This is a genomic window from Thiosulfatihalobacter marinus (assembly GCF_016019955.1).
Lineage (GTDB): Bacteria > Pseudomonadota > Alphaproteobacteria > Rhodobacterales > Rhodobacteraceae > Shimia > Shimia marinus_A.
Genome location: NZ_JAECRZ010000007.1, coordinates 185,670 through 204,258 on the forward strand (window position 1 = coordinate 185,670; position 18,589 = coordinate 204,258).

Here is an 18,589-nt window from a genome sequence, read left to right on the forward strand (position 1 = left end):
ACGCTTTAGGTAGTGGAGCGGCGGGAGCGCGTCAAGCGGGGAAAAGGCGCCACCGGGGCAGATCGCACCGAATCGGGGGTTAACGCGTTGAACTGTGTGACAAAACCGGTTTCGGTATCACGTCGGCATGGCGTCGGTATCGCGTCGGTTCAAAGACGCGCGAACACTGCCTTTAACGAGGCGTCCGGCAGGGTGTCGGTTTCTTGAAATGTCCCTTGCCCGCGCGGCTTAGCCCCGGCGTCTGCGGCGACGCCCGCCCGCACCGGAATCGCCACCACCGGTGTTGAAGGACGGATCGGGCAGATCCACCACCGAACGCAGGATCGCAAACGGATCGGACGCATTGGGCAGGGCCGAGGCATTCACGAAATGCTCCTGAAAGCGCGGTTCCACGGCGGTTTCGATTTTCTCGATCCTTCCTACCAGCGTTTCGATCTGGTCGCGCGCGGACCGGTTCAACAGTGCGATGCGCGCGCCGGTTCCGGCGGCGTTCCCGGCGGACGTAACCTTGTCCAGCGGGCAATCCGGGATCATGCCCAGGACCATGGCATGTTTGGCCGAGATATGGGCACCAAACGCCCCGGCCAGCACGACGCGGTCCACCTTGTTCACGCCGCGCTTGTCCATCAGCAGGCGCGCACCGGAATAGAGCGCCGCCTTGGCCATTTGAATGGCGCGGATATCGCCGTTGGTGACGGTGATGGGCCCGTGATCCGCGGAGCCGTCCCAGAGGCGATAGGAATGGGTGCGCCCATCGGCAAAGCAGCGCAAGCTGCCGGTCTGTTCGGCGGATCCGATCAGGCCGCTGGCATCGACCAGCCCGGCCATGCGCATTTCGGCAATGACCTCGATAATACCGGAACCGCAGATCCCGGTGACGCCGGTGGCCGCGATGGCCGCATCGAACCCGTCATCGTCGGACCAGAGATCGGAGCCGATCACGCGGAAACGCGGCTCCTTGGTGACGGGATCGATTTCGACACGCTCGATGGCGCCGGGGGCGGCCCGTTGTCCGGCGCTGATCTGGGCGCCTTCAAAGGCCGGGCCAGTGGGCGAGGAACAGGCCAGAACGCCCCGTTTGTCGCCCAGGAGGATCTCGGCATTGGTGCCCACATCGACCACCAGAACCAGGTCTTCGGACTGGTCGGGTGCTTCGGAGAGCGCCACACCGGCGGCATCCGCCCCGACATGACCGGCGATGCAGGGCAGGATATAGGCGCGGGTGCCCGGCGCGATGGACAGACCCAGATCGCGAGCCATGAGGGAAAGCGCATCGGAGGTGGCAAGCGCAAAAGGCGCCTGGCCCAGTTCGAAGGGATCGATACCCAGGAACAGGTGGTGCATGACCGGGTTCATCACGAACACGGTATCCAGGATGGCGGAACGGTCGGCCCCGGCCTCGGCCGTGATGTCGGTGACAAGCTGGTTCAGCCCGGCGCGCACGGCGTCGGTCATTTCCAGGTCGCCGCCCTTGTTCATCATGGCATAGGACACCCGGCTCATCAGGTCTTCGCCAAAGCGGATCTGCGGGTTCATCAGCCCGGCAGAGGCCACGACCTCTCCGGTGGAGAGGTTGCACAGATGCCCGGCGATGGTGGTCGAGCCAAGATCGACAGCCAGCCCATAGAGCGGACCTTCGAAAAAGCCGGGCCAAAGTGCGACAACGCTGGGATCGGCATCATCGCGGGGTTGATGCAGGGCGGCGGTGACTTGCCAGTTGCCCTTGCGCAGCGTGGGTTGCAGATCGCGCAGCAGGTGGCGATCAAAGCCGATGCTGTCCTGACCCGTGGCAGCCCGCAGCGCGGCGCGCAGGCGTTCCAGATCGCCCGTGGGCTTGTGCATGTCGGGCTGTTCCACCTCGACACAGGCGAGGCGAATGGTGGGGTTGAGCGTGATCTCACGCACCTCGGCGCGTTTGCGCACCACCTGTCGGTGGACCTGGCTTTCGGGGGGCACGTCGATCACCACGTCGCCCTGCACGGTGGCCTGACAGCCAAGGCGGCGCCCTTTGGGCAGGCCGCGCTTCTGGTCATAGCGTTCCTCGACGGCGTTCCAGCCCGACAGGGCGGTGTCGGCCACGGTGACGCCGTGTTTGGGAAATTCTCCGCAAGATGGCGTGATCTGGCATTTGGAACAGATGCCGCGCCCGCCGCAGACGCTGTCAAGATCGACGCCAAGCTGGCGCGCGGCCGTGAGGATCGGCGTTCCCACGGGGAAACGGCCGCGTTTGCCCGAGGGGGTGAAGATGACAAGAGGATCGTTGCTCATGGGTCAAATCCCTTAGTGGTCTATGCGCCAAGTCGCAAGATAGGGCAGGCGGGGACACGCAAATGCCAAGGCGCGGCAAAACATGTATCTTGCGCGTCATTTTGCAAATGTCCAAGCCAGGCGGCGGTTGCGTGGATGAACGCCACCGAGGCAGCGGCCAGAGGCGCGGCAAGGGCGTTTCCCACTTTTCTTTTCAGAACGGTCGTGAAATAGGGAAGTGCCAAACGAGGGTCCCCCAAGGAGATGTGTGATGGAGATTCGTGAGGCGCTTACTTTCGATGATGTTTTGCTGGTTCCGGCGGCCTCGGCGGTGTTGCCTTCGACCGCCGATACGCGCACGCGTGTGACGCGTTCCATCAAGATGAACATTCCCTTGCTGAGTTCCGCAATGGACACGGTCACGGAAAGCCGGATGGCCATTGCCATGGCGCAGGCCGGGGGGATGGGTGTGATCCACAAGAACCTGGACATCGAGGCGCAGGCGCGCGAAGTGCGGCGGGTGAAGCGGTTTGAATCGGGCATCGTCTATAACCCGGTCACGCTGCGCCCGGACCAGACGCTGGCCGATGCCAAGGCGCTGATCGAACGCTATCGTTTCACCGGATTCCCGGTGGTGGACGAAAACAGCCGCGTGGTGGGGATCGTGACCAACCGTGACATGCGGTTTGCCCAGTCGGACGATACGCCGGTCCATGCGATGATGACCACCAATGACCTGGCCATGCTGGCCGAACCGGCGGACCTGGAAGAGGCCAAGAGCCTGATGCGCGCGCGCCGGATCGAAAAACTGCTGGTGCATGACGGGCAGGGCAGGCTGACCGGGCTGTTGACGTTGAAGGATACCGAACAGGCGGTGCTGAACCCGACCGCCTGCAAGGACGAGTTGGGACGTTTGCGGGTCGCGGCGGCGACCTCGGTGGGGGATGCGGGCTATGAGCGGTCCGGTGCGCTGGTGGATGCCGGCGTGGATATTCTTGTGGTGGACACGGCGCATGGCCATTCCGAGGGCGTTCTGGACGCGGTGAAGCGGGCCAAGCAGCTTTCCAACGCGGTGCAGGTGATCGCCGGAAACGTGGCCACCGGCGACGCGACCAGGGCCTTGATCGATGTGGGCGCGGATGCCGTCAAGGTGGGGATCGGGCCGGGCTCGATCTGTACCACGCGCATGGTGGCCGGTGTGGGCGTGCCACAGCTTACGGCGATCGGCGATTGCGCCAAGGCGGCGGGCGATGTGCCGGTGATTGCCGATGGCGGGATCAAGTTTTCGGGTGATTTCGCCAAGGCAATCGCGGCGGGCGCCAGCTGTGCCATGGTCGGCAGCATGATTGCCGGGACCGATGAAAGCCCCGGAGAAGTTATTCTATATCAAGGGCGTAGCTTCAAGTCTTACCGTGGCATGGGCTCGCTTGGCGCGATGGCGCGCGGTTCGGCGGATCGCTATTTCCAGAAGGACGCGGCCAGCGACAAGCTGGTGCCCGAGGGGATCGAAGGCCAGGTGCCTTACAAGGGGCCGGCGGGCAATGTGATCCACCAGCTGGTGGGCGGTTTGCGCGCGGCGATGGGCTATACCGGCAATGCGACGGTCGAGGACATGCGGCGCAATTGCCAGTTTGTGAAGATCACCGGCGCGGGGCTCAAGGAGAGCCATGTGCATGATGTGCGGATCACCCGCGAGAGCCCGAACTACCGGATCGAGTGATGACACCGGCAGCGCGGGTTCAGACCGCGATTGAGCTGTTGGACGATATCCTTGGCGGTGCCCCGGCGGAGAAGGTGTTGACGGCGTGGGCGCGCCGCAGCCGGTTTGCCGGGTCCAGGGACCGGGCCGCGGTGCGGGATCACGTGTTTGACGGCTTGCGACGGCGGAATTCGGCGGCCGCCATGGGGGGCGGGTTGACGGGCCGGGGGGTGATTCTGGGGCTGTTGCGCCAGCAGGGCGCGGATCTGGATGCGATCTTTAGCGGCGCCAATTACGCGCCCGAACCGCTGAGCGACGCCGAGCGCGCGCCTGCGGTTTGCGACCTGCCTTTGGATGTACCCGAATGGCTGGTTGCGCCTATGCGCGCGGGGCTGGGTGCGGATTTCGACAGCGCGCTGAGCGCAATGCGCAACCGCGCGCCGGTCGGGCTGCGGGTCAATTTGCGCAAGACCACCCGCGTGGCGGCGATTGCGCGTCTGAGCGAGGACGGTGTTTCCGCGGTGCCCTGCGATTTGGCGGATACCGCGCTGATTGTGGATGACGGTGCGCGTCGCGTCGGGCAATCACGCGCCTATGCCGAAGGCTGGATCGAATTGCAGGACGTGTCCAGCCAGGCGGCCGTGGCCTCGCTTCCGCTGCGCGATGGGATGCGGGTTCTGGATTATTGTGCGGGGGGCGGCGGCAAGTTGCTGGCCATGGCCGCGCGGATCGATGGCGCGTTCAACGCCTATGACGCGCTGCCGGGGCGGATGCGGGATTTGCCCGCCCGCGCCTTGCGGGCCGGGATCCGGGCGCGCGTGCTGTCTGATCCTGGGGCGGACGCTCCGTATGATCTTGTTTTCTGTGACGTGCCCTGTTCGGGCAGTGGTACCTGGCGACGCAATCCCGATGCCATGTGGCGTTTTCACCTGGATGATCTGCGCAGGATACAAGGCGAACAGGCCGAAATTCTGAACAGCGCCGCAGCATTGGTTGCCGAGAACGGAGTGCTGGTTTACGCCACGTGTTCGGTTTTGAGAAGTGAAAATATTGAGCAAATACAGTTGTTTTTGGAGCGAAGCTCAGGTTGGAGAGTGGTGGCGGAAAATGCACAGCCGATCCGGCCGGTTGCGGACGGATTTTTCCATACTTTATTGACGAGAGAGTGATGTGCGCGATACACAACCAAAGCGGGATGCGTGGCGCGTTAATCCGGGTTTAAGGAAGTTGCGTTTAGGTGGCCCCGTGAATTGAATGGGGAACGCGTGTGGCGCTATCAGAAGCCGTAACCGAACAGGCCAGCACGATCTCGGCGCGGTTGTGGGCGCTTGCCTGGCCGATGCTTTTGGCGGGTTTGGTGGCATTCGGCGCATCGGCCTTTTTGCAGCCCGGTTGGCTGCATTCGGTGTTGCTTGTCAGCGGCGGGAGCCTTGGGGGGCTGGTTGCTCTCGGCGGTCTTGCAAGACTAAGCGAACGAATTGCCCGAAACCGGGCGATACGCGTCCTGGCGCCGATGCTGGAACTGGGGGCGGGGCGGCGGTTGCTGAGCACCGGGGCGGGGCGCATCCTGTGTGCGAATGCGGATGGACAGAAAAATGGCACCATGATCGAGGTGCTGATCCACTCGGCCGCTTTGGACGAGACCGAAGCCGACAAGCTGGTGCGCCGGGCCGCCGCATTCGGGCGCCTGGAACGGGTGTTCCCGACGCGGCATGGCCAGGTAAATGTGCACGCCGCGCGATTGGCGCATGATGTGATCTACTGGCAGATCGAGGAGGTTCAAGTTCACCAGGAACCGACCCAGGCCGGAATGCCGCGGATCCCGATGCTGACGATCGGGCGCAACGGTACGATCTTGTTCATGAATATGGCGGCGCGGACGTTGTTGGGCGCGCGCAAGAAAACCTTGGCGGACGTGTTCGATCAGCGTCTTCCCGTCGTGAACGAGGCCAATACCGTGATAACCGCGGATGGTGTTCGCCAATGTCTTGTGGCGGAAGTGGACTTGTCGGCCGGGCGCCGGGAGATCTATCTTTTGCCGACGGAAGTTCCGACGGTACGCGGCGGCGCCATTCAATTCGATGAGCTTCCTGTGGCATTGTTGAAAGTGCGCCGCGACGGGCAGGTTGAAATGGCCAACCGTTCGGCGCGCGGGCTTGTGGGGGTTCCGATCGGCGCGGCCACCGTGATGAGCGACCTGATGGAGGGGCTTGGCCGGTCCATACAGGATTGGCTGGCCGAAGCGGCGGCGGGCCACGGCACACATCACACGGAATTCCTGCGCCTTCGGCGAGAGGATCGCGAAGTGTTCGTGCAGGTCAGCCTGAACCGCGTGATCGAGGGCGAGACCAGCTCCTTGATTGCGGTTCTTAGCGATGCGACAGAGCTGAAATCCTTGGAGGCGCAATTTGTCCAAAGCCAGAAGATGCAAGCCATTGGCCAGCTTGCAGGTGGCGTGGCTCATGACTTCAACAATCTCTTGACGGCGATTTCAGGGCATTGCGATCTTTTGCTGTTGCGCCATGACCGCGGAGACCCGGATTATGGCGATCTGGTGCAGATCAATCAGAACGCCAATCGCGCCGCGGCGCTTGTGGGTCAGCTGCTGGCGTTTTCACGCAAACAGAACTTGCGCCCCGAAGTGTTGGACCTGCGCAATACATTGGCGGATCTGACCCATCTTCTGAACCGGCTTGTGGGAGAGAAGGTAACGCTGGAGTTGAGCAACGCACCGACGCTGCCAACGATTCGTGCCGACAAACGACAACTGGAACAGGTGCTGATGAATCTGGTTGTGAATGCCCGCGACGCGATGCCGGATGGCGGAGAAATCCGGATTCAGACCGAACCGCTGAACCTGACCGATCCGATGGAGCGCGACCGCGTAGTGGTGCCCGAAGGGCGCTATGTCTCGGTGCGTGTGGCCGACGACGGGGTCGGGATCGCCTCGGACAAGTTGCAGAAAGTGTTCGAGCCCTTTTTTACCACCAAGCGTACCGGCGAGGGGACCGGCCTGGGATTGTCGACCGCCTATGGGATCGTCAAGCAGACGGGCGGGTATATTTTCGTCGACAGTTCGCGCGGTGTGGGAACCGTGTTCACACTCTTGTTCCCGGTTTGTGAGGGTCTGATCCCAAAGGCCACCGCGCCGGTCCTGCCGGAAGAACAAGGCGAAGCCCGGGGGGAACAGGCGGGTGTGGTTATGCTGGTTGAGGACGAGGCGCCTGTGCGCTCTTTCGCGTCGCGCGCGTTGCGTTTGCGTGGATATACAGTGCTCGAAGCTGCAAGTGGTGAAGAGGCGCTGGACCTGCTGGCAGGCGAAGCGCCCCCCCACGTGGACATCTTCGTGACAGATGTGATCATGCCCGGTCTGGATGGTCCGGGCTGGGTGCGCGCCGCGCGTGAATCCTACCCCGAGATACCGGTCATTTTCGTGTCAGGCTATGCAGAAGACAGTTTCAGTGACGATCAGGCGCGAATCGAGCATTCAAGCTTCCTGCCCAAGCCGTTTTCGCTTGTCGATTTGATATCTGCGGTTCAGTCCTGCCTGCGCGCGCGTCAGACGACAGACTTGATGGAGTCGTAAAGCTCGAAATCGGCAGCGCATTTGCGGCGCAATTTTTCTTCTGTCTTTTCATATAGCTGAAGGTCCAGCTTTGGCGAGATATTGCGCTGCTCAAGGGCGATTTCGGTGCCAAGCCGATCTTGCAGGAAATCCAGCAAACCGGGCTGGTCATCGTATCGGAAGAGATGGTCGACCTGCACACCGTTCGGGCGGGGTTCCAGAAACTTTGCCTGACTTCCGACATTGGCGTATGCTGGTCGATCGCCGCGCATATAGGCCTGTACGAATTCATCGAATGTAACGTCATGCGTGGCGTTCGGGTGGCCGCGCATGGCATCGCGCCGGCGGTAACGATACCAGCTGGCCAGCCAGCTGATCGGTTCGCGCATGACGGCGAGGGTTTGCATGTCTTCAGTGTTGCAGGCGCGCTCGAACATGGGGCGAAAGAAACGGTTGTACCGATAAAGGGGGGCGTGCTTCAGTTCGGGCGGATGCGACACGACGATATCGGCATGGGGCGCAAGTGCGGCCTCGATGGCCGTGGTGCCGGTTTTGGGAACCGACAGAATAACCAGTTTTTGCTTCCAGAAAACAAGCATCTGCGAGGCCCCGTTTGTTTTTTCATCAAATTGATCCTGGTTCGTAAACTACTCTTTAACGCTTCGCGGCAAAAGTGGAATGCGGAGATTTCTATTGAAGTGTTCACTTTTTGGTCTCATAAGGGGACGAGAACAAGAGGTGAACGCAGGCAATGATTGCTGCCCGGGGACGGGTGTGGAATAAGGAAGCGAGCAAATGGCAACGGCAGATCTTTTGACGATGAGCAAGAAACCCTCTCCAGACAAGCAGAAGGCGCTGGACAGCGCCCTGGCCCAGATCGAACGGCAGTTCGGCAAAGGGTCGATCATGAAACTTGGGGCCGACAACCCGATTCAGGAAATCGAGGCGACCTCGACCGGGTCTCTGAGCCTGGATATTGCTTTGGGCATCGGTGGTCTGCCAAAGGGGCGCATCATAGAGATTTACGGGCCGGAAAGTTCCGGCAAGACGACGCTGACGCTGCATTGTATTGCAGAGGAGCAGAAGAAGGGCGGGGTTTGTGCCTTTGTGGATGCCGAACACGCGATGGATCCGCAATATGCCCGGAAGCTGGGCGTCAACCTGGATGAATTGCTGATCTCGCAACCCGACACCGGTGAACAGGCGCTGGAGATTACTGATACGTTGGTGCGTTCGGGCGCGGTGAACATGGTTGTTGTCGATTCGGTGGCGGCGCTGACGCCAAAATCCGAGCTGGAAGGCGAGATGGGCGACAGCAGCGTTGGCGTGCACGCCCGCCTTATGAGCCAGGCGATGCGAAAACTGACCGGATCTATCTCGCGCAGCAACTGCATGGTGATTTTCATCAACCAGATTCGCATGAAGATCGGCGTGATGTTCGGCAGCCCGGAAACGACAACCGGCGGCAATGCGCTGAAATTCTACAGCTCGGTGCGGCTGGATATCCGCCGCATCGGCTCGATCAAGGATCGCGACGAGGTGGTGGGCAACGCGACGCGCGTGAAAGTGGTCAAGAACAAGGTGGCACCACCGTTCAAGCAGGTGGAATTTGACATCATGTATGGCGAAGGCATTTCCAAGACCGGCGAATTGCTGGATCTGGGGGTAAAGGCCGGCGTGGTTGAAAAATCCGGATCCTGGTACAGCTACGGCGACGAGCGGATCGGGCAGGGGCGCGAGAATGCGAAGACGTTCCTGAAGGAAAACAAGCGCGTCGCCCTGGAAATTGAAGACAAGATCCGCGCGGCGCATGGGTTGGACTTTGACATGCCTGCGGATGACGCCAACGATGATGAGGCGCTGGTTGCAGGCTGATGCGCCCGACCATGTGACCGCACGCGCGCTCATGCAGGCTTTGCCGCATGTTCTGGCCGCTCCGAAAAACGGGGCGGCCATTGACATGTTGTGCCTGCGGCCGGCACGCAATGCACGCCGGTTTGTGGACGAGATCACGTTGACGCGCAAGGCCGGTATTCCGGGCGAAAGATGGTTGCGCGAACCATGGTTGCGCGACGAATTCGACGCACCGCATCCCGGTATCCAGGTGTCGATCCTGCCGCGCAGGGTTCTGGATCTGGTATGGCGCGATCGGGTCAACGTGGCGCATCCGGGTGATACGTTTGTGGCGGATATGGACATGTCCGAGGCCAACCTGCCCGCGGGGCAATTGATGCGTGTCGGGAGCGCGATGTTGCAGGTTTCGGACGTGTTCAACGAAGGTTGTGTGAAATGGAAGGTGCGCTATGGCGCGGCGGCGAAGGATTGGATTACGGCGCCGGGCCATCCCGAACTGAGGCTGCGTGGCGTCTTGTGCAGCGTCTGGCGCGACGGGGTGATCCGCACGGGCGACGTGTTGTCGAAGGTTGAACACCCCTGAGCGTGCTTTGACATGTGGACAGGGGCGGGCTGGGGTTATAAACCCGCACGGTACGCAAAACTTTCCGCGAGAGACCCCGCAATATGCCCAGTCTGAACGACATCCGGTCGACCTTTCTGAACTACTTTGCCAAGCAGGGGCACGAGGTTGTTTCCTCGTCGCCGCTGGTACCGCGCAATGATCCGACATTGATGTTCACCAATTCCGGGATGGTTCAGTTCAAGAACCTGTTCACCGGGGTAGAGCATCGCGACTACAAGCGCGCCACGACCAGCCAGAAATGTGTTCGCGCCGGGGGCAAGCACAATGATCTGGACAATGTGGGCTATACCGCGCGCCACCACACGTTTTTCGAGATGCTGGGCAATTTTTCGTTCGGGGATTATTTCAAGGACGACGCGATCCGGTTTGCCTGGGAACTGATTACCCGGGATTTCGGTATCGACAAGAGCCGGCTGTACACGACGGTGTATCACACGGACGACGAAGCCTTTGAAATCTGGAAGAAGGTTGGCGTACCCGAGGATCGGATCATCCGCATCGCCACGTCGGACAATTTCTGGCAGATGGGCCCGACCGGCCCTTGCGGGCCGTGCACGGAGATCTTTTTCGACCATGGCGATCACATCTGGGGCGGGCCTCCGGGCAGCCCGGAAGAGGATGGCGACCGGTTCATCGAGATCTGGAACATTGTCTTCATGCAGAACGAGCAGTTCGAGGACGGCTCGATGCGGGCGTTGGACATGCAATCGATCGATACCGGCATGGGGTTGGAGCGGATCGGCGCGTTGTTGCAGGGGAGCCATGACAATTACGACACCGATCTGTTCAAATCTCTGATCGAGGCCTCGGCGCATGTGACATCGAGCGAACCTTTTGGGGAGCAGAACGTTCATCATCGGGTGATCGCGGATCACTTGCGCTCGACCTCGTTTTTGATCGCGGACGGGGTGATGCCCAGCAATGACGGGCGCGGCTATGTGCTGCGCCGTATCATGCGGCGCGCGATGCGCCATGCGCATCTTCTGGGCGCACAAGACCCGGTGATGCACCGGCTGGTGCCCTCGCTGGTCAGCAAGATGGGCGCGGCCTATCCGGAACTGGGGCAGGCGCAGGCACTGATCGAGGAGACATTGAAGCTGGAAGAAACCCGGTTCAAGCAGACACTGGACCGTGGGCTGAAACTTTTGGACGAAGAACTGGACGGGCTGGATGATGGCGCCCCGCTGACAGGGGAGGCCGCGTTCAAGCTGTATGATACCTATGGTTTCCCGCTGGACCTGACGCAGGACGCGCTGCGTGAAAAGGGCCGTACCGTGGACACGGACGGGTTTGACGCGGCCATGGCCGAACAAAAGGCCAAGGCGCGCGCGGCCTGGGCCGGTTCGGGCGAGGCGGCGGACAGCACGATCTGGTTTGATATCGCCGAGCACAAGGGCACGACCGATTTTCTGGGCTATGATACGGAGACGGCCGAGGGGCAGGTTCTGGCGCTGGTGCGCGACGGGGCCGAAGTGGACAAGGCCACCAGCGGCGAAACGGTGCAGATCGTTCTGAACCAGTCGCCGTTTTATGCCGAGAGCGGCGGGCAGGTGGGTGATACGGGCCAGATCCGCGTTGATGGTGGGCTGGCGTATGTCACGGACACCCGTAAGGCCGCAGGCGTGTTCATCCACGTGGCCAAGGTGGTGGAAGGCGAGATCGGCGTGGGCGTTGGGGCCGTGCTGGAGGTGGATCACGCCCGGCGCAGCGCAATCCGGGCCAACCATTCGGCGACGCATCTTCTGCACGAGGCATTGCGCGAAACCCTGGGCGCGCATGTCGCGCAGCGCGGCAGTTTGAATGCGCAGGATCGCCTGCGGTTCGATTTCAGCCACGCCAAGGCGCTGACAGTGGAAGAGCTGCACAAGGTGGGTACGGACGTGAACGCCTATATCCGCCAGAACACGCCTGTGGAAACCCGGATCATGACACCGGACGATGCGCGCGCGATCGGGGCGCAGGCGCTGTTCGGCGAGAAATATGGTGATGAGGTGCGGGTTGTGTCGATGGGCCGGGCCGAGACCGGCAAGGGGCTGGATGGCCAGACCTATTCGATCGAACTGTGCGGCGGGACGCATGTGAAGCAGACCGGCGATATCGGGCTTTGCGTGATCCTGGGCGACAGCGCATCGAGCGCCGGCGTGCGCCGGATCGAGGCGCTGACAGGCGAGGCGGCCTTTGCACATCTGGAACGTGAAGCAGGCCGGATGGCCGAAGTGGCCGGGACGTTGAAGGCGCAGTCGTCTGACGTGCTGGACCGGTTGAAGGTGCTGATGGACGAGCGCAAGGCGTTGCAGAACGAAGTTGCCCAGTTGCGCCGCGAACTGGCCATGGCCGGGGGGGCCGGGCCCGAAGACAAGCAGATCGCAGGCGTGACATTCTTTGCGCAGGTGATTTCGGGCGTGACGGGCAAGGATTTGCCGCCGCTGATCGACGAGCACAAGGCCCGTATGGAAAGCGGCGCGGTTCTGTTGATCGCGGATACCGGGGACAAGGCCGCCGTAGCCGCCGGAGTGACCCAGGATCTGACCGGCGCCGTGTCGGCTGTTGAACTTGTACGCGCCGCCGTCGCCGCGCTTGGCGGCAAGGGCGGGGGCGGACGCCCGGACATGGCGCAGGGGGGCGCCAGGGATGCCAATAATGCCGAAGCCGCGATTGCCGCAGCCGAGGCGGTGATCGGAGGATAGAGAAATGGGTGCACTTTGGATTGCGCATGTCACGGTGACGGATGCCGAGGCTTATGGCAAATACGCCGAACTTGCCGGACCGGCAATTGCCAAGCATGGCGGGGAGTTCATTGCGCGGGGGGGGCGGTTCGTGCAGCTGGAGGGCAAGGAACGTCCGCGCAATGTTGTTGCCAGATTCCCCGATGTGGACAGCGCGGTAAACTGTTATCACAGTGCAGAATACCAGGAGGCCTTAAGCCACGCGCGCGGGGCTTCGGAACGCGAATTGATGGTTGTCGAGACCAACGAATAAGCCAGCCTCATAGCAGAACATCTTCGACCACCAGTGAAAACAGCTGGGATTTTCCGGACACGCCGGCCTTGCGGTAGATCGCGGTGCATTGTGCCTTGACGGTGCCTTCCGCGGTTTGACGCAGCGCGGCGATTTCTCCCAGGCTCATGCCCTTGAGCAGGAACCACGCGACTTCGGTTTCGGCCGGTGTAAGGCCAAGACGCGCAAAATACTCGTCGGTCACCTGGGTGAACTGGCCTGAAGTAAGACGCCGGGCGGTGCTGGCCCGGGTGATTTCGCGACGGGCCGACACCGCAAGCGCAACCCCCATGACCGCGCCCAGCACAAGGCCAAGACTTGCGCCGATCTCAACCAGTTCCCGGGTTTGCCAGCGAAGAGGAAGCGTCGGCAGACCCAGGATCGAGGCGAGAATTTCCCATAGGAAATAGGCGCCGCAGCCAAGCTGTACGGCCACAAGCGACCAGACGAGGGCGGGGTGGCTGAGCATTATTCGAGCAAACCGCCATCCGCGGCCCCGATCCCGGAGCCAAGGGCATCATTCAGTGCGTCCCTGGGAGCGGAGGGCGTGCCGATGGTATCTTGTCGGGGTGTAGGAAAGGCGGTGTCGCGCAGCACTTCGCCTGTTTTCCGGTTCAGAACAATTTCGCGCTGGCTGTCCTTGTTGCGGGCGGTGATGATCAGCCGGCCCAGCCAACTGCGCCGCACCTCCTCGACCGTGTAACCCTGGGATTCGATCCGCTCGATCACCGGAGCGGCGATATCCGGGTTGGCCAAAGCCGCAATCGGCGTCAGCATCAGGGTGAGGGACAGGGCGATCGTACGGAGCATTTTCGGGAACCCGCAATTTCGTGGTTGGGTGACATAGTCAATTCGACGCGCGGCCGTCAATGGCCGCGCGTCCTGGCAGGTATCAGAAATTCACGCCGATGGCCCCGGTGCCGTCGACATCTGCGGCCATGCCGGTGGCATCGCTCTTTTCAACGGACGCATTTGTACGCGCCTTTGCGGACAGGGCGATTTCCGCGCGCGCGGCTGGACCGGACCCTGGCGACAGGCGAATGAGCGCGCCTTGCGCATCTTGCAGACGTTTCCGGCCAAACCGGGCAGAAGCAAGCGCCCTGGCGCGGGCCTTTTTACCGGTTGTCAGGACGGCGGTTTGGCCGGTCCTGGCCGTGGCCGAAGCTGTGGATGCCGCGCGCCGGACGGTATCGGCCGTCATGGTCATCGTCGGATTGGCATCCACCTCTGCCGCGATCCGGGTTCGGGACGTTGTGTCGGCCATGATCTGGCCGGCGTCGGCGGACAGGGCGCCGCCCAGGGAAATGGCCGAAGCAAGGATCAGAATACGGCGGGTAAAGATTGGGGTGTTCATTGGTCATATCCTTTTGCTGGTGGTTTGCAGTGCCACGGCATGTAGCGCCGCGACGGGGCAAACCTGACAGCCGGAGACACGATGCGATATCGTCCGAAAGGCAGGCCGGGGGCCGTCTAAACAAAAGTCGTATGGGTTTATGACGTTGGTTTTACGAAGTTTTCCTAAATCAGGAAAAATCGGACGGCCCAATAAAGAAACCCGGCATACATCAGCGGGTAGACCCAGACGATCAGGTACATGTCCAGTTTTCGGGCCAGCATTTCGCGATCGTTCAGCTTGAGGCGGCGCAGCGCGATATTCACGATCACCATCGAGCCGGTGATGATGAACATACCCACAAGCAGGCTGTCCATGAAGGTGAGGTAGCCGAGTTTGGGCAGGCTGGTGGAAATCGCGAAGTTGAAGGCGACAAAGACCAGCAGGTTTGCGTTCGCCATATCGATGCGGCGGCGGTACTCTTCCAGGAAGAAAGTTGCCCATGACACGAACAGGATGATCAACAGCGGCAACATGAAGCGCAGCAGATAATATTGCACATGCCGTTTCCCCTGAAAGCCGAGTTGCACTTGCGATGTTCTCAGGCCTGTGGGGCCTGTTACAACCGAGCCGGATATCTGAGCATTTTCCAGAACCCATTCTTCTTCGCCCAGCAGGTCTCCAAGCCCCGAAAACTCTTCCATGGGATAAAGTTCTACCGCCTCGACAGGAAAAAGTGACATGACTTCTACATAAAACTGTTGATTGTCAAACGGGTAGCGCTTGAAGTTGAAGTATGGCGCCTGGAGTGTTGCCGAAAAGCGTTCAACAAACGTGGCCCGGCCATCCGAGCGCAGAACCACCTGTGACTGTTGTGTGAAACGGCGGCCTTGCTGATTGTGGAGGATGAAAAAGGGCAGGAGGATATTGCGGTCGCGTGCGTATTGGCGAAATTCTTCTACCGAGAGGCTGATGAATTCGCCGCCCTTTTCGGCCGCGTCAAAGGCCAGTTCCGGCTCGTTCATTTGTATGATGAAATTGCCGACCACGCCGAAGTTTTCCGCCTGCTGGTCAACGAAGGTGATCTGGTCCACCTTGATGGCCACGCCCGCCTTGAGAGGTGCGGACCCTAGTGGCCGGTCGAATATCAGGCCGCTTTCGCCAAAGCCCTGGGCGGATAGCGGCATCGTCAGGAATACGAAAGCAGCGAGCAGATGCAGGCAGAACACGGCCAGCGGTATTGCGGGGCGGGAAATTGGTATCGACATGACCCGAGAGTTGACCGAAACGCGATTCCGGGCAACCCCGATGCTACCAATACGCCAATAATCGGGAGCAAAAAGCCAGGCCCCGTGCGATGCCGGGGCCCGGGCGGATTTACTGGCTGGCCTTGGCCATGCGTTTGCGCTCGTGCGGATCAAGGAACCGCTTGCGCAAACGGATCGTGTTGGGCGTGACCTCGACCAGTTCGTCATCGTTGATATAGGCGATGGCCTCTTCCAGCGACAATTTCATCGGTGTGGTCAGGCGCACGGCCTCGTCCGTGCCGCTGGCACGCACATTGGTCAGCTTCTTGCCCTTGAGCGGGTTCACCTCGAGATCGTTTTCGCGGCTGTGTTCGCCGATGATCATGCCGGTATAGACCTGTTCCTGCGCACCGATCATCATCTTGCCGCGCTCTTCGAGGTTCCAAAGGGCATAGGCCACGGACACGCCGTTTTCCATGGAGATCAGAACACCGGCCCGGCGGCCCGGGATCGATCCCTTGTGCGGCGCCCAGCCATGGAACACGCGGTTCAGAACACCGGTGCCGCGTGTATCGGTCAGGAATTCGCCGTGATAGCCGATCAGGCCACGCGACGGAACATGGGCGATGATGCGGGTCTTGCCCGCGCCGGCCGGTTTCATTTCGGCCAGCTCACCCTTGCGCGCGCCGGTCAGTTTCTCGATCACGGCGCCGGAATATTCGTCATCCACGTCGATGGTGGCTTCTTCGATGGGTTCCAGCCTCTGGCCGTCTTCTTCGCGCATGATCACCTGAGGGCGCGAAATCGAAAGCTCGAACCCTTCGCGGCGCATGTTCTCGATCAGCACGCCCATCTGCAATTCGCCCCGGCCGGAAACCTCGAACGCCTCGCCGCCGGGGGTGTCGGCGATCTTGATGGCAACGTTGGATTCCGCCTCTTTCATCAGGCGGTCACGGATGACGCGGCTTTGCACCTTCTTGCCGTCGCGGCCCGCAAGCGGGCTGTCGTTGATGCCGAAGGTCACGGTGATGGTGGGCGGATCGATGGGCTGGGCTTTGAGCGGTGTGTCGACGGCCAGCGCGCAGATGGTATCGGCCACCGTGGCCTTTTGCATTCCGGCTATGGAAACGATGTCGCCTGCCAACGCCTCATCGATATCCTGCTGGGCGAGGCCGCGAAACGCCTGGATCTTGGTGACGCGGAACTGTTCGATCTTCTGGCCCACGCGGGTGATGGCCTGTACGGTCTGACCCACCTTGAGCCGGCCGGATTCAACGCGCCCCGTCAGGATGCGGCCCACGAAAGGATCCGCGCCCAGCGTGGTGGCCAACATGCGGAAATCCTCGTCCTGATGCCTGATCTGCCTGGGGGCAGGGACGTGGTTGACGATCAGGTTATAGAGCGCATGAAGATCCTTGCGCGGCCCGTCAAGTTCGGCATCGGCCCAGCCATTGCGGCCCGAGGCGTACATATGCGGGAAATCCAGCTGGTCGTCATCCGCATCCAGTGAAGCGAACAGGTCAAAGCATTCATCCAGCGCACGGTCGGGTTCGGCATCGGGCTTGTCGACCTTGTTCAGCACCACGATGGGGCGCAACCCCAACGCCAGTGCCTTGGAGGTCACGAACTTGGTTTGCGGCATCGGGCCTTCGGCCGCATCGACAAGCAGAACGACGCCATCCACCATCGACAGGATCCGTTCAACCTCGCCGCCGAAATCGGCGTGGCCGGGGGTGTCAACGATGTTGATCCGGGTGCCCTTCCATTCGACGCTGGTGGGCTTGGCAAAGATGGTGATGCCGCGCTCGCGTTCCAGATCGTTGCTGTCCATGGCACGCTCGGCCACTTCCTGGTTGGCGCGAAAGGCCCCCGACTGTTTCAGCAGCTCATCCACGAGGGTGGTTTTTCCGTGGTCCACGTGGGCGATGATGGCGATATTACGAAGGTCCATTGGGCGTCTCTACTCCTGTTCGCGCCTCGCCTATAATGCGCGCGCAGAAAAGGCCAGAGATTAATGTGTGGCGCTTTGGGAAAACAGATGGATGACAAGGATGCCGCCAAGGATCATCGCCATGCCCAGAATCGCGGGCCAGTCGAGCCGCTGGCCGAAGGCGATGAAGCCGATGACGGCGATCAGCACGATGCCCAGGCCGGACCAGATCGCATAGGTGATGCCCACCGGCAGGAATTTCAGGGTAATGGCCATGAAGTAGAACGCCGCGCCATAGCCCAGAACAACAATCACGGACGGCACCAGCCGGGTGAATTGCTGGCTGGCCTGAAGGGCCGAGGTGCCGATGGTTTCAAACAGCACGGCAATGAACAGCATCAGATAGGCTTTGGGCATGGGGCGCGGTCCTCAGCGGGCGATATAACGGTCGCGGCGGTGGTTTGTGGCAATCATGATATTGGTCACGCCAGCCCCCAGCAGCGACCAGCCGACCGTGGTAAAGTCAAAAAGCGACATGGCCAGCGCAAAGACCGCGACATCAAAGCCCAGCTGAACCCATCCGGCCCTGATCCCGCGCGTATCCTGAAGCCAGAGCGCCACGATCCCGACTCCGCCCAGCGTTGCGCCATGGCGGAACAGCACGATCAGCCCGGCCCCGGCCGTGACACCGGCCAATCCGGCGGCCGCGCCGGGATGCAGCATGGAAAACCCCATCACCAGCGGCAACAGGTACGTCCACAGGCTCATCAGCGCCACGGCGGCAAAGGTCTTGAGCGTGAAGGCCAGCCCCATGCGCAGGAAGGCGACGATGTAGAACGGCAGGTTGAGCACGAAGAACACCGCGCCGAATGTAAAACCGCCCGCATAGGCAACCGTCAGTGAAAGACCTGCTATCTGGCCGGTGATCAGCGCCGCCGCTTGCAGAAACTGAACCGACAGGGCCATCAACAGGGTGCCCACGATCAGCCCCTGGAGATCCTCCAGCGGGCTGTGGCGTTCGGCGCGGGCGGGTTCAAGGAAACTGACCATGGCGTCTGCATTTCACCGGCGGCCGGGAATGTCCAGACGCCG

At 61.5% G+C, this 18,589-nt stretch carries 16 protein-coding genes; 7 read left to right on the forward strand and 9 right to left on the reverse strand.

Going from position 1 to position 18,589, the window contains the following annotated elements; translation table 11 throughout:
• Positions 1 to 228 precede the first annotated feature (228 nt).
• Positions 229 to 2,268 (reverse strand): ASKHA domain-containing protein, encoded by a 2,040-nt coding sequence (locus I3253_RS12585; protein ID WP_197918026.1) that lies wholly within the window; start codon positions 2,266 to 2,268, stop codon positions 229 to 231.
• Between the two features lie 250 nt (positions 2,269 to 2,518).
• On the opposite strand from I3253_RS12585, the gene guaB reads away from it, so the two are divergent.
• From guaB to I3253_RS12600, 3 genes are all read left to right on the forward strand, one after another.
• The gene (guaB, locus tag I3253_RS12590; protein ID WP_197918027.1) at positions 2,519 to 3,967 is read left to right on the forward strand and encodes an IMP dehydrogenase; all 1,449 of its coding nucleotides are present in this window, start codon (positions 2,519 to 2,521) and stop codon (positions 3,965 to 3,967) included.
• A complete protein-coding gene (locus I3253_RS12595) occupies positions 3,967 to 5,115 on the forward strand; it encodes an RsmB/NOP family class I SAM-dependent RNA methyltransferase (protein ID WP_197918028.1) in 1,149 nt (382 codons plus the stop codon). Before guaB ends, I3253_RS12595 begins: the two co-directional genes overlap by 1 nt.
• A 170-nt stretch (positions 5,116 to 5,285) precedes the next feature.
• A complete protein-coding gene (locus tag I3253_RS12600) occupies positions 5,286 to 7,532 on the forward strand; it encodes a hybrid sensor histidine kinase/response regulator (protein ID WP_197918100.1) in 2,247 nt (748 codons plus the stop codon).
• Here I3253_RS12600 and I3253_RS12605 read toward each other — a convergent pair.
• The gene (locus I3253_RS12605; protein ID WP_197918029.1) at positions 7,505 to 8,110 is read right to left on the reverse strand and encodes a sulfotransferase family protein; all 606 of its coding nucleotides are present in this window, start codon (positions 8,108 to 8,110) and stop codon (positions 7,505 to 7,507) included. The genes I3253_RS12600 and I3253_RS12605 overlap by 28 nt on opposite strands.
• A gap of 196 nt (positions 8,111 to 8,306) precedes the next feature.
• Here I3253_RS12605 and recA point away from each other — a divergent pair, with 196 nt between their 5' ends.
• The 4 genes from recA to I3253_RS12625 all read left to right on the forward strand — a co-directional run bounded on the left by recA (position 8,307) and on the right by I3253_RS12625 (position 12,969).
• Complete coding sequence (gene recA, locus I3253_RS12610) at positions 8,307 to 9,386, forward strand: recombinase RecA (protein ID WP_197918030.1); 1,080 nt, start codon at positions 8,307 to 8,309, stop codon at positions 9,384 to 9,386.
• On the forward strand, positions 9,364 to 9,948 hold the full coding sequence (locus I3253_RS12615; protein ID WP_197918102.1) for an MOSC domain-containing protein: 585 nt from the start codon (positions 9,364 to 9,366) through the stop codon (positions 9,946 to 9,948). The genes recA and I3253_RS12615 overlap by 23 nt, the downstream gene beginning before the upstream one ends.
• Before the next feature lie 83 nt (positions 9,949 to 10,031).
• Entirely contained in the window at positions 10,032 to 12,677 is a 2,646-nt protein-coding gene (gene alaS, locus I3253_RS12620) for an alanine--tRNA ligase (RefSeq protein WP_197918031.1), read from the forward strand.
• A 4-nt stretch (positions 12,678 to 12,681) separates the two neighbouring features.
• Complete coding sequence (locus I3253_RS12625) at positions 12,682 to 12,969, forward strand: DUF1330 domain-containing protein (protein WP_197918032.1); 288 nt, start codon at positions 12,682 to 12,684, stop codon at positions 12,967 to 12,969.
• A 7-nt stretch (positions 12,970 to 12,976) separates the two neighbouring features.
• On the opposite strand, the gene I3253_RS12630 is transcribed toward I3253_RS12625, so the two are convergent.
• The 7 genes from I3253_RS12630 to I3253_RS12660 form a co-directional block, all read right to left on the reverse strand.
• Positions 12,977 to 13,456 carry a helix-turn-helix transcriptional regulator gene (locus tag I3253_RS12630; RefSeq protein ID WP_197918033.1) on the reverse strand — a complete coding sequence of 160 codons (480 nt, stop codon included), beginning with the start codon at positions 13,454 to 13,456 and terminating at the stop codon, positions 12,977 to 12,979.
• Positions 13,456 to 13,797 carry a PepSY domain-containing protein gene (locus tag I3253_RS12635; RefSeq protein ID WP_197918034.1) on the reverse strand — a complete coding sequence of 114 codons (342 nt, stop codon included), beginning with the start codon at positions 13,795 to 13,797 and terminating at the stop codon, positions 13,456 to 13,458. Before I3253_RS12635 ends, I3253_RS12630 begins: the two co-directional genes overlap by 1 nt.
• Before the next feature lie 82 nt (positions 13,798 to 13,879).
• Complete coding sequence (locus I3253_RS12640) at positions 13,880 to 14,341, reverse strand: hypothetical protein (RefSeq protein WP_197918035.1); 462 nt, start codon at positions 14,339 to 14,341, stop codon at positions 13,880 to 13,882.
• A 164-nt stretch (positions 14,342 to 14,505) separates the two neighbouring features.
• Positions 14,506 to 15,795: a ligand-gated ion channel gene (locus I3253_RS12645; protein ID WP_197918036.1), complete on the reverse strand. Its 1,290-nt coding sequence runs from the start codon at positions 15,793 to 15,795 to the stop codon at positions 14,506 to 14,508.
• Positions 15,698 to 17,518 carry a translational GTPase TypA gene (gene typA, locus I3253_RS12650; RefSeq protein ID WP_197918037.1) on the reverse strand — a complete coding sequence of 607 codons (1,821 nt, stop codon included), beginning with the start codon at positions 17,516 to 17,518 and terminating at the stop codon, positions 15,698 to 15,700. The genes I3253_RS12645 and typA overlap by 98 nt, the downstream gene beginning before the upstream one ends.
• Before the next feature lie 60 nt (positions 17,519 to 17,578).
• Entirely contained in the window at positions 17,579 to 17,914 is a 336-nt protein-coding gene (locus I3253_RS12655; protein ID WP_197918038.1) for a DMT family transporter, read from the reverse strand.
• Between the two features lie 12 nt (positions 17,915 to 17,926).
• Positions 17,927 to 18,547, reverse strand: a complete 621-nt coding sequence (locus I3253_RS12660) for a YitT family protein (RefSeq protein WP_197918039.1) — start codon at positions 18,545 to 18,547, stop codon at positions 17,927 to 17,929.
• Positions 18,548 to 18,589: the final 42 nt, after the last annotated feature.